Raw genomic sequence first — 15,880 nt, 5'->3', positions numbered from 1 at the left:
TAACGGGGGGTCCTGACGGTGCGTTCCGGCCCAGAGCTGACAGACTGTCCGGAGCAAGCATCAGCTGACTTCGGAGGCCGTACGGTGGCGGACACGTCGGACACGAGAACCCCGGCGCAGATCGAGGCGGACATCAAGCGCCGCCGCGAATTGCTGGCCGAGACGCTCGACGAGATCGGGGTGCGGGTGCACCCGAAGACGATCGTGGGCGATGCCAAGGCCAAGGTCGTTTCCAATATCGATCACACGCTCGGGCGGGCCTATGTCGGGGCCAATCGGGCCGTGAGTGATGTGAGGGCGCGGTTCGTCGACGAGGAAGGCGCGCCTCGGCTGGAGCGGGTCGTGCCGGTCGCGCTGGTTGTCGTCGGGGTCGTGGGGCTGCTCGCCCTGGGGACGCGGCGGCGCAGGAGCTGAGTGGGGGCCGACCCAGCGGCCTTCATGGCCGGCGGAGGCAGGTAGGTTCAGAGGTGTGAGCGCCAAGAGAAACCAGCACAGCGACCAGCACGACAAGCTGCCCATCCGGATGCTGCACGACCGTGTACTCGTGCGGCAGGACACCAGTGAGGGCGAGCGGCGTTCGGGTGGCGGGATTCTGATTCCGGCCACCGCGGCCGTCGGTCGTCGGCTGGCGTGGGCGGAGGTCGTGGCGGTGGGCCAGAACGTGCGGGCCGTGGAGCCGGGTGACCGGGTGCTGTTCGATCCTGAGGACCGGGCCGAGGTGGAGGTGCGGGGCATCGCTTACGTGCTCATGCGTGAGCGTGATCTGCACGCGGTGGCCGCGGACCGGTTCGAGGGGTCCGAGGACTCGACTGGCCTGTATCTGTAGAACGGGCCTGTGTCTGGAGAGTCGGCGGTACCTGTAAATCAGCGGCTGAAGGGGCTGGTGACCATCGTCACTGGCCCCTTTCTGCTGCCCTTTTGCTACATTCGAAAGTGACCCGACGAGACGCGCCGTACCGGGATGCAGGCAAAGACGACGCCCGGAAGTCAGAAGCGTCGTCTCGAAAGGTGCCTGTCATGGCCTGGGTTCTGCTTGTCGTCGCCGGTCTGCTGGAGGTCGGCTGGGCGGTCGGGATGAAGTACACCGACGGTTTCACGCGGCTGGTCCCCAGCCTGTTCACCGGTGCGGGCATCGTCGCGAGCATGCTGTTGCTGTCGTATGCCGCGCGTTCCCTGCCCATCGGTACCGCCTATGGCGTGTGGGTGGGGATCGGTGCGGCCGGTGCGGCGGTGTTCGGCATGGTGGTGCTGGGGGAGCCGGCGACCGCCGCCCGGATCTTCTTCGTGTGTCTGCTGTTGGTGGCCGTGGTGGGGCTGAAGGCGACCTCCGGGCACTAGCCCGAAGGGTTACTGCCTTGGTTACCGCCTTGGTTACTGCCTTCTCGTCGTCGTGAGCTGGGGGCCTACGCCGGTCGTCGTGCCGCCGTCGGTGGTGCCTCCGGTGTCGCCGCCGGTGGTGTCTCCCGTGGTGCCGCCGGTGGCGGTGTCGCCGCCGGTGGTGTCTCCGGTGGTGCCGTCCGTGGTGCCGCCGTCGGTGGTCGGGTCGCCGCCGGTGGTCGTGTCTCCGGTGGTGCCGCCCGTCGTCGTGTCTCCGGTGGTGCCGTCGGTGGTGCCGCCGTCGGTGGCGGGGTCGCTGGTCTGGCCCTCGGTCTGGCCTCCGGCGTCCTGGCCGCCGGTGGTGTCTCCGGTCGTGCCGCCGGTGTTCTCGTCGCCCGTGGCGGGGTCGGACGGGACGTCGGTGACGGGGGGCTGGACCACGTCGGCGCCCGGCTGGAGTTCGAGGTCGAAGTCGGTGACGGGCTCGCCCTTGAGGGCGGTCTTGGTGAACTGTGCCCAGATCTCGGTGGGTGCTCCGCCGCCGTTGATCCGCTGGAGGCCCATCGCGCCGTACAGCGGTTTGTGGGCGGCGGTCACCGGGTCCTGGCCCATGACGGAGACGACGGTGGCGAGCTCGGGGGTGTAGCCGGCGAACCAGGCGGCGGTGTCTTCCTCGGCGGTGCCGGTCTTGCCCGCGGCGGGGCGGCCGGCGGCCTGGGCGGCGGTGGCGGTGCCGCCCTCGACGACGCTCTGCAGGACGGAGGTGGTGGTGTCGGCGGCTTCGCGGCTGACGGCCTGGCGGGTCTTCTTCGCGGGCAGCCGGATGTCGTCCTTGCCGTCTTTGGTGATCTTCTCGACCATCGTGTACGTGCCGTGCTTGCCGTGGTTGGCGAGGGTGGCGTAGGCCTCGGCCATGTCGAGGACGCTGGCGGTGGAGGGGCCGAGCGCGATGGAGGGGGACGCGGTGAGGTCGGGGGTGTCGGCGGGGAGGCCGAGGTCGATGGCGGTCTGCTTGACCTTGTCGGAGCCGACGTCGACGGCCATCTGTGCGTACACCGAGTTGACGGACTTGTCGGTGGCCTCGCGGACGGTGATGTTGCCGTACGAGCCCTGGTCCTCGTTCTCGGGGGCGTAGGTTCCGCCGTCCCAGCCCACGATGGGCCGCTTGTTGGTGCCGTCGTAGATGGTGTTCGGGGTGATCGTGCGGCCGTCCTGCGTCACGGAGTCGTTCTGGACGGCGGAGGTGAACACGAACGGCTTGAAGGTGGAGCCGACCTGGAAGTCGCCGCGGGTGGCGTTGTTCGTGTACTGCTTCACGTAGTCGATGCCGCCGTACATGGCGACGACCTTGCCGGTCTTGGGGTCGACGGCGGCGCCGCCCGCGCGGACGTAGGTGTCGACCTTGCGGTTCTTCTTGTCGAGCTTGTCCATCAGCTGGTCGTTGACCGCGTCGACGAAGGCGTTCTGCTTGCTCTTCTCGAGGGTGGTGGTGATGCGGTAGCCGCCGGCGGTGAGCTGGTCCTTGTCGAGGATCTTGTTCTCGGTGAGGTAGTCCTTGATCGCGTCGACGATGTAGCCGCGCTGTCCGGACATGCCGGTGGAGACGGTGGCTTCCTTCGGCATCGGGAACTTCATGCCGGCGCGGTCGGAGGCGCTGAGCCAGCCCTTGGTGACCATGCCGTCGAGGACGTAGTTCCAGCGGGCCTGGGCGGCGGCCTTGTTCTCGGGGTGGGCGACGACGTCGTACTCGCTGGGGGCGTTGACCAGGGCGGCGAGGTAGGCGCCCTTGGCGGGGTCCAGCTCGGTGGCGTCGATGCCGTAGTAGGCCTGGGCGGCGGCCTGGATGCCGTAGGCGTTGCGGCCGAAGTAGCTGGTGTTGAGGTAGCCCTCGAGGATCTGGCTCTTGCTCTCGGTGCGGTCCAGCTTGATCGAGATGAAGAACTCCTTCACCTTGCGGGTGACGGTCTGTTCCTGGGCCAGGTAGTAGTTCTTCACGTACTGCTGGGTGATCGTGGAGCCGGACTGCTTGCCCTTGCCGGTGGCGGTGTTCCAGCCGGCGCGGAGCATCGCCTTGGGGTCGATGGCGGACTCGGTGTAGAAGTCGCGGTCCTCGGCGGCCAGGACGGCGTGCTGGGCGTCCTTGGAGACCTTGGAGAGGGGGATGATCTCCCGGTTGACCTCGCCGTCGCGGGCGAGTTGGCTGCCGTCCGCGTAGAGGTAGACGTTGCTCTGCTTGATGGCGAAGGCGTTGGCCGACGGGATCTTGACCAGGGAGTAGCCGAGGAAGAACAGGCCGGCCAGGAGCAGCGCGCCGATGACGAAGGTGCCGAGCACCATGCGCCAGGTGGGGATGATCCGTCGCCAGCCGGTGCGCTTGGGCCGCTTGGGCTTGCCTGCGGTTTCGGCTGCCGCTTCGGGCTCTGTCGGTGCCCAGCCCTCGGTCGGCTGTTGCGGCTGCGGCTCGTCGCTCATGTCGTGCACGGACTCCTGTTTCGCGTCTTACGTTCCCGTACGCCTCGTACGCCTTCTGCGCCCCCGGATGAAGACTCTCGCATCGCGTGTTCCGTTCCCGACAATCGGCACGCGCTTGCCCGGAAATTGCGTGGCGTGGCCCACAGCCCGCGGACTAGGCTCCTGCGCTTCGGTGTCGGTGCGGGCTGGGCGGGCGAGGAGGGTGGTTTGCCGTGGATACGGCGCGGTTGTACCTGGCCGTCGCGGCGGGGGGTTTTCGACGGTACGCGACGTATCGGGTGGCGACGGCCGCGGGGGTGTTCACCAACACCGTCTTCGGGCTGATTCTGGTCTACACGTATCTGGCGCTGTGGGAGGAGCGGCCGCATCTGGGCGGGTACGACCAGGCGCAGGCCGTCACGTATGTGTGGGTGGGGCAGGCGCTGTTGTCGACGCTGGCGATCGGGGGCGGCGGGGTCGAGGACGAGTTGATGGAGCGCATCCGGACGGGTGACATCGCGATCGATCTGTACCGGCCGGCGGATCTTCAACTGTGGTGGCTGGCCGCGGATCTGGGGCGGGCGGTGTTCCAGCTGGTGGGGCGGGGTGTGGTGCCGTTCGCGTTCGGGGTGCTGGTCTTCCCGGCCGCGGTGCCGGGTGACGTGGGGACGTGGTGTGCCTTTTTCTTCGCGGTGCTGCTGGCGATGGTGGTGGGGTACGGCATCCGGTTCCTGGTGGCGCTGAGTGCGTTCTGGCTGCTGGACGGGACGGGTGTGGTGCAGATGGCGTGGCTCGTCGGGTTCTTCTGTTCGGGGATGCTCTTTCCGCTGAACGTCTTCCCGGGGGCGCTCGGTGAGGTGGTGCGGGCTCTGCCGTGGTCGTCGTTGTTGCAGGCGCCCGCGGACGTGCTGCTGGGGGAGGCGGATCCGTGGGGGACGTATCTGTTCCAGGCCGGGTGGGCGGTGGCGTTGCTGGCCCTGGGGCGGCTGGTGCAGGTCATGGCGACGCGGCGGGTGGTGGTTCAGGGTGGCTGAGGGCGGGTGGCGGGTGGAGGCGGCCCCGGTCGGCCGGGTCGCGGAGGGGGTGCGGACGTACCGTCTGATCGCGGGGATGTGGATTCGTTCGACGATGGCCTACCGGGCTTCCTTCGTGATGACCACGGTCGGCAACTTCGCGGCGACCGCGCTCGACTTCGTGGCGATCCTGCTGATGTTCTCGCAGGTGGACGCGCTGGGCGGGTATCCGCTGCCGGAGGTCGCCTTTCTGTACGGCCTGTCGTCGGTGTCCTTCGGGCTGGCCGATCTGGCGATCGGTTCGATGGACCGGCTGGGCCGCCGGGTGCGTGACGGCACGCTGGACACGTTGCTCGTGCGGCCGGCGCCGGTGCTGGCGCAGGCGGCCGCCGACCGGTTCGGGCTGCGGAGGCTGGGCCGGGTGACGCAGGGCGCGCTGGTGCTGGGGTATGCGCTGATGGAGCTCGATCTGCAGTGGACGCCGCTCAAGCTGGTGCTGATGCCGGTGATGGTGCTGGGCGGTGCCGGGATCTTCGGCGCGGTGTTCGTCGGGGGTGCCGCGTTCCAGTTCGTGGCGCAGGACGCCTCCGAGGTGCAGAACGCGTTCACGTACGGCGGCACGACGCTGTTGCAGTATCCGCCGACCATCTTCGCGAAGGACCTGGTGCGGGGGGTGACGTTCGTGCTGCCGCTCGCCTTCGTCAACTGGGTGCCGGCGGCCTATGTGCTGGGGCGGCCGCTGCCGCTCGGGCTGCCCGCGTGGACGGCGTTCGTCTCGCCGCTGGTGGCGGCCGTGTGCTGTGCGCTGGCCGGTGTGGCGTGGCGGACGGGGCTTCGGTCGTATCGGAGTACAGGGAGCTAGAAGTGGACCGTGCGTTCATCGAGCTGGATCGCGTCGAGAAGGTCTTCGACGTGCGGAAGAAGACCGGATTCATGAAGCGGGAGCGGCGTGAGGTGCGGGCGGTCGACTCGATCTCGTTCACCGTGCCGCGCGGGGAGATGGTCGGTTACATCGGTCCGAACGGGGCCGGGAAGTCGACGACGATCAAGATGCTCACCGGCATCCTGACGCCGAGCGGTGGCCGGCTGCGGGTCGCGGGCATCGATCCGTCGCGGGAGCGGTCGCGGCTGGCGCACCGTATCGGGGTGGTGTTCGGGCAGCGTACGACGCTGTGGTGGGACCTGCCGCTGATCGACTCGTACCGGCTGATGCACCGCATGTACCGCATCCCCGACGGGCGGTACCGGGAGAACCTGGACCGGCTCGTCGAACTCCTGGAACTGGGTGAGTTGTTGGATGTTCCGGTGCGGCAGCTGTCGCTCGGCCAGCGGATGCGCGGGGACATCGCGGCGGCGCTGTTGCACGATCCGGAGGTGCTGTACCTGGACGAGCCGACGATCGGTCTCGACGTCGTGTCGAAGGGCAAGGTGCGGGAGTTCCTGCGGGAGTTGAACACGGAGAACGGCACGACGGTGCTGTTGACCACGCACGATCTCCAGGACATCGAGCAGTTGTGTTCGCGGGTGATGGTCATCGACCACGGGCGTCTGATGTACGACGGTCCGCTCACCGGTCTGCACGAGGTGGGGGAGAGCGAGCGGGTCCTGGTGGTCGACCTGGAGCGCGAACTGCCGCCGATCGAGGCGCCGCCGCCCGCGCGGGTGGTGAAGGTGGAGGGGCCCCGGCAGTGGCTGGCGTTCCCGGCGGCGGCGTCGGCGGCGCCGCTGGTGGCGCGGATCGCGGCGGAGTATCCGCTGGTGGACCTGTCCGTGCGGGAGCCGGACATCGAAGCGGTGATCGCGAAGATGTACGCGGAGCGGACGGCGAGCGCGTAGTGGCTGCGACGGCTGTTGCCGTAGTGCCCGTCGCCCGGAACTCGTAGGCTGGCGGGTATGACCGAGGATGCCCCGGAGCTGCGCGCCTCCGACGCCGATCGTGAACGAGTCGCCGAGGTTTTGCGGGAGGCCCTCGCGGAGGGGCGCCTTGACATGGAGGAGTTCGGGGAACGGCTGGACGCGACGTATCAGGCGCGCACGTACGGCGAACTCGCGCCGATCACCCGGGACCTGCCGTCCGGTGCGGGCGTCGTCTCCGCTCCTCGGGTCTCGATGACCAAGGGGCCCGTGCAGAGCGGGGGTTGGGCGGGGCGGATCGTCGGCGAGGGGGAGTCGTCGACGTGGGCCGTGGCGATCATGTCGGGTTTCCAGCGCAAGGGTCGCTGGACGGTGCCGAAGCGGTTCAACTCCTTCGCCTTCTGGGGCGGCGGCGAGATCGACCTGCGGGAGGCGGACTTCGCGGCCGGCGTGGTCGAGATCAACTGCATCGCGATCATGGGCGGGATGCAGGTGATCGTGCCGCCCGGTGTCGAGGTCGTCGTGCGGGGCATCGGCATCATGGGCGGCTTCGACCAGCGTGAGGAGGGCGTGCCGGGTGATCCGGGCGCCCCGCGGGTGATCGTGACGGGCTTCGCCTTCTGGGGCGGGGTCGGTGTGGAGCGCAAGCTCACGCGGTCCGAGCGGCAGCGGCTGAAGGAGGAGCGCCGCCAGGAGAAGCTGGACCGCAAGGCGTCGCTTCGGGAGCTGGGTGAGTCCGTCCGGGACGACGTCCGCGACGCCCACCGCAGGATGCTCGAAGGCCGCCACGACCTTCTGCGGGACCGCAGTCGTGAGCGTCGCGAGGAGCGCCGTGAGGAGCGCCGGGAGGAGCGGGACCGGCGGCGCCGGGAGTACTGATCCCTCCTGGGCGGGTGGATGCCCCTCAGGGGTGCGGGGAACCGCGCGACCAGCCCCCACGCACCCGGACCTCGCGTCAGAGCTTCGCCGGTGCCGTCCCCTTCAGGTCGTCCAGGTCGAAGGCCGCCGCCATGCGCGCGTACCCCTTGTCGCTGGGGTGGAGGTGGTCGCCCGAGTCGTAGTCGGAGCGGAACCTGCGCGGGTCGTAGGGGTCGCGGACCGCCTTGTCGAAGTCGACGACGGCGTCGTAGACCTTGCCCGCGCGGATGTCGGCGTTGATCTGCTGCCGTACCGACTCGCGGGCGCCGGTGTAGCCGCGGTGGCCGCCGAAGGGCATCAGGGTGGCGCCGACGACCTTGATGCCGCGGGCGTGGGCCTGGCGGACCGTGGCGCGCAGGCCTTCGAGGATCGCGTCGGGGTCGGCGAGCCGGGGGTTGCGCAGGATGTCGTTGATGCCGAGGTCGACGACGACGACCTTGACGTTCGTGCGGCCGAGGACGTCGCGGGCGAAGCGGTCGACGCCGGCCTGGTTCTCGGCGGGCCGGCCGAGGCCGTCGGCGAGGATCTGGTTTCCGCCGATTCCCTGGTTGACGACGCTGTAGCGGGGCACGTCCCGGCCCGCGTCGAGTGCGGCGCGCAGCCGCTGGAACAGGAGGTCGGTCCAGCGGTGGTTGGCGTTCGCGGTGGAGCCGACGCCGTCGGTGAGCGAGTCGCCGAAGGCGACGACGGTGCCCTCGGCCTCGTCGCTGAGCACGTCCAGCGCGGTCAGGTAGCGCCAGTACTCGGTCTGCTCGGTGTACGCGGTCGCCGTCGGGTCCTCGGTGCGGTCGCCGGCGGCGGCGTACGAGGTCTGACGGGCGCGCGGGTGGTAGGTGACCGGGCCGGACGGGGTGGGGGAGTAGGTGGTGACCAGGACGTCGCTGTCGGCCGGGATGCGCAGGACGACGGCGTCGCTGAGCACCTGCTGTCCGGCGGGGACGACGACGGCGGTGTCGCCGCCGAAGGTCAGGCGCCGCATGGTCTGTGCGGCCGCCTCGGCGGTGCCGGTGCCGGCCGCGAGGGCGAGCGAGGCGTGGGTGATGGTCAGCGGCGACTGGCCGTAGAGATTGGACAGTGTGACGCGGGCACTCGTACCACCGGCGCTCGCGTGGACGACGTTGCGGACCGAGCGGCCGGCCAGGCCGTCGGTCTCGGTGCCGGGTTCGCCGCCGACCGGGGAGGCTGACCAGGAGCCGACCCAGACGCCGGTGGAGACCGGGGCTGCGGAGTTGTGGGGGGCGGGCCCGCCGGCCAGCGTGGTGCGTTCGTTCGTACCGTCGTCGGTTGCCACTCCGACGTAGATGGCGGCGGACAGGGCCACGATCACTGAGAGGATCGCGGCGAGCAGGGCGTAACCATGACGCCGGGTCATGCTGTGTTGTTCTCCTCGGGCGATGGGAGCCCAAGGCTCCGATCTGATGAGCCCATGATGAGCCATGGGCCGGGGAAAACTGACAGGACCCCGCCGCGTTCCCCCGACCGGACAGACGCTGGGAACTCTTGTTCCGTTCCAGGAGTCGGTCAGGAAGGGACAATGTGTGAGGGATCACCGAACGGGTGGAGCGGATGGAACGTACGGAAACGGGATCAACCGGGGCCGAAGGGCAGCATGCCCGGCCCGGCGCCTTCACGAACCGCGCCATGAACACGTTCAGCGAGGCGGACGAGGAGAAGCAGCGCGGCGTCCGCCGGATGAAGCTCACCGCCACCGGCATGCTGCTGTTCGTGGCGCTCGTCTACGTCCTCGCCAAGTGGGCCTCCCATCAGGGCGCCGGCGCCTGGGCGGGCTATGTCGCCGCGGCCGCCGAGGCCGGCATGGTCGGTGCGATGGCCGACTGGTTCGCGGTCACCGCCCTGTTCCGGCACCCGCTGGGCCTGCCCATCCCGCACACCGCGATCATCCCCACCAAGAAGGACCAGTTGGGGGTGTCGCTGGGCGAGTTCGTCGGGGAGAACTTCCTCTCCGAGGACGTCGTACGGCAGCGGCTGCGGGCCGTCGGCATCGGCAGCCGGCTCGGCACCTGGCTCGCGGACCCCGAGCACGCCGACCGGGTGACGGCCGAGCTGTCGGCCGCGCTCCGGGGCGCCCTGACCGTGCTGCGCGACTCCGACGTCCAGGCGGTGGTCGGCGAGGCCATCACGCGCAGGGCCGACGCGCAGGAGATCGCGCCCGGCATAGGCAAGATGCTGGAGAAGGTCGTCGCGGACGGCGGCCACCGCCGTGCCGTCGACCTGATCGTGTCCCGCGCGCACGACTGGCTGGTGCTGCACAGCGACTCCGTGATGGACGCCGTACAGGGCGGGGCGCCCGGCTGGACCCCGAGGTTCGTCGACAAGAGGGTCGGCGAACGCGTCTACAAGGAACTGCTGCGCTTCTGCGCCGAGATGCGGGACATGCCCTCCCACCCGGCCCGCGGCGCCCTCGACCGCTTCCTCTCCGACTTCGCCTCCGACCTCCAGTCCGACACCGACACGCGCACGCGTGTCGAGCGGCTCAAGGGCGACGTGCTGGGCCGCGGCGAGGTCCAGGACCTGATCGCCTCCGCCTGGACCGCCGTACGATCCATGATCGTCTCGGCGGCCGAGGACGAGCGCAGCGAGCTGCGGCTGCGGGTGCGCGCCTCCCTGCTGTCCCTGGGCGCCCGGATGGCCGCCGACCCGAAGGTGCAGACCAAGGTCGACCGCTGGCTGGAGGGCGCGGCGGTGTACGTCGTGACCACCTACCGCAAGGAGATCACCTCCCTGATCACCGACACGGTGGCGGGCTGGGACGCCGAGCACACGACGAAGAAGATCGAGGCGAACATCGGCCGTGACCTCCAGTTCATCCGGATCAACGGCACGGTGGTCGGTTCGCTGGTGGGCTTGTTGATCTACACGGTGTCGCGGGCACTGGGGGCGTAACCCCACTGGCCGAGGGCACTCGATCCGGGTTCTCGCTCAGCTGAGGAGGGGGCCCATGACCACCGCGCAGGCCGAGACAGGCCGAACCGTGACGACCGACATTCCCGCCCGCCTCGACCGCCTTCCGTGGTCGCGGTGGCACTGGACGATCGTCATCGGTCTCGGCACCGTGTGGATCCTCGACGGCCTCGAAGTCACCGTCGTCGGCAACATCGCGGGCCGCCTGTCCGAGCCCGGCAGCGGACTGCCGATCACCTCCGGCCAGGTCACCGGCATCGCCGCCGCGCTCTACGTGGCCGGCGCCTGCTTAGGCGCCCTGTTCTGGGGCCGTCTGACCGATGTCTGGGGCCGCAAAAAACTGTTCATGATCACCTTGGCGGTGTACCTCGCGGCGACCGCGCTCACCGCCATCGCCTTCGACACCTGGTGGTTCTTCGCCTTCCGCTTCCTGACCGGCTTCGGCATCGGCGGCGAGTACGCGGCCATCAACTCCGCGATCGACGAACTGATCCCCAAGGAGTACCGGGGCCGCGTCGACCTGATGATCAACGGCAGCTTCTGGCTGGGCGCGGTCGGCGGCTCGCTGCTGTCGATCGTCGCGCTGGACACCGACATCTTCCCGGCGAACGTCGGCTGGCGGCTGACCTTCGCCCTCGGCGCCGTCCTCGCCCTGGTGATCCTCCTCGTACGACGCCACGTCCCCGAGAGCCCACGCTGGCTGCTGATCCACGGCAGGGACGAGGAGGCGGAACGGATCGTCTCCTCCATCGAACAGCGCGTCGAGGCCGAGCGCGACGAACCGCTGCCGCCGGCAGAGGGCGAACTCACCATCCACCAGCGCCGCAGCGTCACCTTCCTGGAGATCGGCCGCACGGTCTTCTCCGACTACCGCAGGCGGGCGATCCTCGGCTTCTCCCTCTTCATCGGCCAGGCCTTCCTCTACAACGCGATCACCTTCGGCTTCGGCGCGATCCTGACGACGTTCTACGACGTCCCGACCGGCGACACCGGCTACTACTTCGCCGTCATCGCCGTCGGCAACTTCTTCGGCCCGCTGCTGCTCGGCAAGCTGTTCGACACGGTCGGCCGCAAGGTGATGATCTCTTCGACGTACCTGCTCTCGGGCCTGCTGCTCTTCGGCACGGCCTGGCTCTTCGACCGCGGCTCCCTGAGCGCGTCCACGCTGACCGCCTGCTGGTGCGCGGTGCTGTTCTTCGCCTCCGCGGGCGCGTCGAGCGCGTACCTGACGGTCTCCGAGGTCTTCCCCATGGAGACCCGGGCCATGTCCATCGCCTTCTTCTACGCCATCGGCACCGCCGCCGGCGGCATCAGCGGCCCCATCCTCTTCGCCGACCTCACCGGCACGGGCAAGGTCGGCGACACGGTCCTCGCCTTCCAGATCGGCGCGGCCCTGATGTGCGCGGCCGGCCTGGTCGCCGCGTTCCTCGCCGTACGCGCGGAACGCCGCTCCCTGGAGGACATCGCGACGCCACTGACGGCGGCGGCCGACGCTCGGTGATTCCGCCCCCGCCGCCCCTTCCCGTTCCCGTCCTTCTGGGGCTCCGCCCCAGACCCCGCTCCTCAAACGCCGGAGGGGCTGATTTCAGCCCGTCCGGCGTTTGAGGACGAGCGCGAAGCGCGACATGGGGGTCTGGGGGCGCAGCCCCCAGGGACGGGAGGGGAAGGGGCGGCGGGGGCGAAATGCCCTCGGGCGGTACGGGTGGACGCTACTGGGCGCCGTCGTGCCGGACCCGGTCCCGCCGCCGCAGGAAGAGCAGCCCGCCGGCGACGGCGGTGACGCCCGCGGCGGCGGTCCAGCCGACGACGTCGCCGGAACCGGTGGCGGCGAGACCCCCGGCGACCGAGGCGGACGGGGACGCGTCGGCCGTCGCCTCGGCCGGCGGGCGGCCGGCGGCGGACGCACCGCCCGCCGGGCTCGGGCTCGGACTCGGAATCGGGCCAGGGGAGGCCGACGTGTCCGCCGCCCGGTCCCGCGTGAACGCCAGCGTGCCGAAGCCGAGTTGGTCGTAACCGCCGCTGTTGGGGCCGTAGTCCCCGCCACCACCCTCGGGCGAGGCCTTCGCGGCGATCCGGGTGAGGTAGCTGGCGGACAGGCCACGCCGCTTGGTGTAGTGGCCGGCGATCATCGCCCAGATCGGGCGCTGCATCGCCGGGTCCACGGCGGCGGCGTCGGACGCGGTCTCCTGCCCGGACCAGCCGTTGATCGCACCCTTCGCGCGGGTGTTGGCGGTGTACGGCACGTTGCCGCCCATGCTCCACTTGGCCACGTACTGGGCGCCCTTGAGGAAACGGCTGTCGTCGTAGCCGTACAGGTCGATGCCCTGGTTCCAGGCCATCTCGCACACGGTGCCCATCAGACCGACGCCGAGCAGCGCGTGCCCCTGGTCGCGGCCGGCCTCGACCCACTCGGCGAGTCCGTCGTCGTGCACGACGGGGATGGCGTGCCGGACGGCGCCCAGGCCGTCGCCGTCCTTGAAGTAGTCGACCGCGCGGGCGACCTGGGCCTTGTCGTCGCAGAAGATGCCGGTGGCCAGGACACAGGCCATGGCGGCCAGGTCCCAGTTGGTCCAGTAGTTGGTGACGACGGCGCCGTTGTGATCGGCGAGGAAGCTGTCGCTCAGCGGCGCGAAGACGTCGCTGAGCATCTGCTGGAACCGGCCGAGCTCGAAGTCACCGTGGTCACGGACGAGTTCGGCGGCGTTCGCGAGCTGATAGCCGTAGAGCCCGGCGGCCAGGAACAGGTCGGCGCTGCCGTCGATGCTGGTCAGCTTGGCCGACCAGGCGTTGAGGATCGCCACGGCGGTGTCGAGGTGCGCGCTGTCGCCGCTGACGTGACCGCGCAGGGCGTTCTGGTAGGCGGCGTGGACGTCGTTGTAGAGGATCGTGTAGTTCTGCGGCGAGCCCGCACCCCGGTACACGGTGGCCTGGGGATTGGCCGTCCAGCCCTTCGCCGCATGGCGGTTGGCGGTCAGCCTGGCGAAACCGGCCGTATAGGGGGCGGCGCCCGCCTTCACCTTGGCGGCCATGCGGCCCAGGTCGGCCCGGGTGTGCAGGAGGCCGGGATGCGCGTGGGCGGCGGTGCCCGCCGCGGCCGGTGTGCCCGTGCCGAGGGCGGTACCGATACCGACGGCTCCGGCGGTGACGCCTGCGGCCTTGAGCATGCTCCGGCGGCTGATCTCTCGTGTCACGTGTTTCGTTCCTCGGGGTCGAATCGCGTGCCTGGGGGGACGGTGAGGAGACGAACGGGAAGGGCAGCCGATAACGAAAACCGCACGAGCGCGAGGAGAGACGCCGATGACAGTCCGCAGAGTCGTCCCCGACATCCACGTCCGGTCCGAGGAATCGATGCGAACGAACCGGGACTTCTACGGCCTGCTCGGCCTCGAGGCCTGGGTGAGCCGGCGGCCGTCAGCCTCCCCGCCGGGCTTCGGCAAGGCCGAGGCCCGGCAGGGAGGGACATGACGGAGGGACATGACGGAGGGACGTGACAATCCCGAAGTCCCACCGATACTTCCCGGCGTCCCGGCACGTCCCGGCACTTCCCGACACTCCCAGCGCGCCTGGCCGGACGCGATCGAGGGCTCCGACTACGGTGAGATCGGGTACGAAATAACCTGGTCCGCCCATGTCTGGGGGAGTTAATGCTCAAGGTCAGCATCGTGGTGCCGGTCTACAACGCGGGCGAGTACATCGACCGCTGCGCCCCCTCGCTGCTCCACCAGAGCATCGGCCGGGACGCGTACGAGATCGTCTACGTCGACGACGGCTCGACAGACGACTCCGCGCACCGCCTCGACCAGCTGGCCGCCCGGCATCCCCACGTACGCGTGGTCCACCAGGAGAACTCCGGCTGGCCGGGCAAACCCCGCAACGTGGGTGTCCGGACGGCCCGGGGCGAGTACGTCCAGTTCGTCGACCAGGACGACGACCTGACCCCCGAGGCCCTGGAACGCCTGTACGACCTGGGCAGCCGCAACGCCTCCGACATCGTCCTGGGCAAGGTCGTGGGCACCATGCAGGGCCCCAGCAGCGTCTTCCGGCGCACCGTCGAACACTGCACGGTCGAGGACGCGTCTCTCATGGACAGCCTGACGCCCCACAAGATGTTCCGCCGGGCCTTCCTCCTCGACGAGGGGATCACCTTCCCCGAGGGGCCGGTACGCCTGGAGGACCAGCTCTTCATGGCCCGCGCGTACGTGCGCGCGAAGCGGGTCTCCATCCTCGGCGACCACCCCTGCTACGTGTGGAACCGCCGCGAGGACGGAGGCAACACCAGCGGACGCGCCACCACCCCCGAGACCTACTACGGCCACCTGCGCACCGTCGTGGAGGCCATCAAGGAGGGCACCGAACCGGGCCCCCTCCAGGACCACCTGCTGCGCCGCTCCTACCGCGTCGAACTCCTCCGCCCGGTCGTCGAACCCCGCGTCCTCCAGCGCACGGGCAGCAGCCTCGAACGGTACTTCGACGTCGTACGCCGCATGGCCCTCGACTGCTACCCACCGGGCGTACGGGACGGACTCCCCGCGATCACCAGGCTCAGAGGCCGCCTCCTGGAGGACGGCAACCTGGACTCCCTGATCGAACTCGCGCACCGCACCCAGAAGATCAAGCCCGAGCTCACGGTCGACCACATCCGCAAGCGGAACGACAAACTCGTCATCAGGACGACGATCGGCATGCTCCGCCCCGACGGCGAACCCCTCACCCTCGTCGAACGCTACGGCCGTCTCCTCCTGGACCCCGAACTGCTGGCGGACATCAAGGGCGCCGAGGACTGGGAGGTCCCGCACCCCCTCCGTGAAGCCCGCGGCGAGTTCCTCGTCCACGACGCCACCCGGAACCTGTGGTGGTACCCGGAGACCGGCCTCGCCCCGCGCACCCAGCCGCTCGGCAACGGCCGCCACCGCGTGATCATCACCGGCGAGACCACCATCGACCCCCTGACCCTGGCCGGCGGCACCGAGATGCCTGCCGGCACGCACCTGGTGTGGGCGTACGCGCAACTCCTCGGCGTCGGCCGCCGGATCCGCCTCACCGGCACCCCCACCTGCCCCGGCGCGTTCACGACCGGCACCCCGTCCCGCCTGGTCCACCCCGCCTGGGGCGGCCCCGACGGCCAGCTCCGCCTCTCCGTGGGCCAGCCGGGCCACCTCTCCGTCCCCCACCGCGTACTCCTGCACGCCACGGCGACCCCGACCGTCCGCCGCGCCGCCCGCACCGTCCTGCGGCGCCTCCCGAAGGACGTACGCGGACAGGTCCGTACGCTCGCGCGCAAGGCGGATCCCTGGACCCCGGGGCGGAGCGACTGAGGGACCGGCGGACCAAGGACCAAGCAGTGAGTGACTGAGTGACTGAGTGACTGAGTGACTGAGTGACTGAGGGCTGGGCGTCGGACCTGC

Annotated in this window: 14 protein-coding genes and 1 riboswitch; of the genes, 11 read left to right on the top strand and 3 right to left on the bottom strand. The window is 70.0% G+C overall.

Annotated elements, in window-relative coordinates:
• Positions 1–84 precede the first annotated feature (84 nt).
• The 3 genes from ACZ5XS_RS06750 (at position 85) to sugE (ending at position 1,338) form a co-directional block, all read left to right on the top strand.
• Positions 85–414 (top strand): DUF3618 domain-containing protein, encoded by a 330-nt coding sequence (locus ACZ5XS_RS06750; protein ID WP_468648438.1) that lies wholly within the window; start codon positions 85–87, stop codon positions 412–414.
• Between the two features lie 55 nt (positions 415–469).
• Positions 470–826: a GroES family chaperonin gene (locus ACZ5XS_RS06745; protein WP_468648436.1), complete on the top strand. Its 357-nt coding sequence runs from the start codon at positions 470–472 to the stop codon at positions 824–826.
• An 89-nt stretch (positions 827–915) separates the two neighbouring features.
• Positions 916–983, top strand: a riboswitch (guanidine-III (ykkC-III) riboswitch).
• A gap of 34 nt (positions 984–1,017) precedes the next feature.
• Positions 1,018–1,338, top strand: coding sequence for a quaternary ammonium compound efflux SMR transporter SugE (gene sugE / locus ACZ5XS_RS06740; RefSeq protein WP_468648434.1), 321 nt, complete (start codon positions 1,018–1,020; stop codon positions 1,336–1,338).
• A gap of 33 nt (positions 1,339–1,371) precedes the next feature.
• On the opposite strand, the gene ACZ5XS_RS06735 is transcribed toward sugE, so the two are convergent.
• Entirely contained in the window at positions 1,372–3,789 is a 2,418-nt protein-coding gene (locus ACZ5XS_RS06735) for a transglycosylase domain-containing protein (RefSeq protein WP_468648432.1), read from the bottom strand.
• 212 nt (positions 3,790–4,001) lie between these two features.
• On the opposite strand from ACZ5XS_RS06735, the gene ACZ5XS_RS06730 reads away from it, so the two are divergent.
• The 4 genes from ACZ5XS_RS06730 to ACZ5XS_RS06715 are packed head-to-tail and all read left to right on the top strand — an operon-like array spanning position 4,002 to position 7,514.
• On the top strand, positions 4,002–4,802 hold the full coding sequence (locus ACZ5XS_RS06730) for an ABC transporter permease (RefSeq protein WP_468648430.1): 801 nt from the start codon (positions 4,002–4,004) through the stop codon (positions 4,800–4,802).
• Positions 4,795–5,643, top strand: coding sequence for an ABC transporter permease (locus tag ACZ5XS_RS06725; RefSeq protein WP_468648428.1), 849 nt, complete (start codon positions 4,795–4,797; stop codon positions 5,641–5,643). The genes ACZ5XS_RS06730 and ACZ5XS_RS06725 overlap by 8 nt, the downstream gene beginning before the upstream one ends.
• A gap of 2 nt (positions 5,644–5,645) precedes the next feature.
• Entirely contained in the window at positions 5,646–6,617 is a 972-nt protein-coding gene (locus tag ACZ5XS_RS06720) for an ABC transporter ATP-binding protein (protein ID WP_468648426.1), read from the top strand.
• A 57-nt stretch (positions 6,618–6,674) separates the two neighbouring features.
• Entirely contained in the window at positions 6,675–7,514 is an 840-nt protein-coding gene (locus ACZ5XS_RS06715) for a DUF1707 SHOCT-like domain-containing protein (protein ID WP_468648424.1), read from the top strand.
• Between the two features lie 76 nt (positions 7,515–7,590).
• Here the strand turns inward: ACZ5XS_RS06715 and ACZ5XS_RS06710 are convergent, their stop codons facing one another.
• Positions 7,591–8,925: an SGNH/GDSL hydrolase family protein gene (locus tag ACZ5XS_RS06710; protein ID WP_468648422.1), complete on the bottom strand. Its 1,335-nt coding sequence runs from the start codon at positions 8,923–8,925 to the stop codon at positions 7,591–7,593.
• A 194-nt stretch (positions 8,926–9,119) separates the two neighbouring features.
• Here ACZ5XS_RS06710 and ACZ5XS_RS06705 point away from each other — a divergent pair, with 194 nt between their 5' ends.
• On the top strand, positions 9,120–10,457 hold the full coding sequence (locus ACZ5XS_RS06705) for a DUF445 domain-containing protein (RefSeq protein WP_468648420.1): 1,338 nt from the start codon (positions 9,120–9,122) through the stop codon (positions 10,455–10,457).
• A 55-nt stretch (positions 10,458–10,512) separates the two neighbouring features.
• Positions 10,513–11,976, top strand: coding sequence for an MFS transporter (locus ACZ5XS_RS06700; RefSeq protein WP_468648418.1), 1,464 nt, complete (start codon positions 10,513–10,515; stop codon positions 11,974–11,976).
• Positions 11,977–12,184: 208 nt separating this feature from the next.
• Here ACZ5XS_RS06700 and ACZ5XS_RS06695 read toward each other — a convergent pair whose 3' ends face one another.
• On the bottom strand, positions 12,185–13,639 hold the full coding sequence (locus ACZ5XS_RS06695) for an alginate lyase family protein (RefSeq protein ID WP_468648609.1): 1,455 nt from the start codon (positions 13,637–13,639) through the stop codon (positions 12,185–12,187).
• 133 nt (positions 13,640–13,772) lie between these two features.
• Between ACZ5XS_RS06695 and ACZ5XS_RS06690 the strand changes: the two genes are divergently transcribed.
• Positions 13,773–13,940 carry a hypothetical protein gene (locus tag ACZ5XS_RS06690; RefSeq protein WP_468648416.1) on the top strand — a complete coding sequence of 56 codons (168 nt, stop codon included), beginning with the start codon at positions 13,773–13,775 and terminating at the stop codon, positions 13,938–13,940.
• A 179-nt stretch (positions 13,941–14,119) separates the two neighbouring features.
• Complete coding sequence (locus tag ACZ5XS_RS06685) at positions 14,120–15,790, top strand: glycosyltransferase family 2 protein (RefSeq protein ID WP_468648414.1); 1,671 nt, start codon at positions 14,120–14,122, stop codon at positions 15,788–15,790.
• Positions 15,791–15,880: the final 90 nt, after the last annotated feature.

The sequence above is a fragment of the Streptomyces sp. NPDC033131 genome (assembly GCF_055578365.1).
The sequence above is the reverse complement of the archived record's forward strand: the minus strand, read 5'-3'. Positions and strand labels throughout refer to the sequence as shown.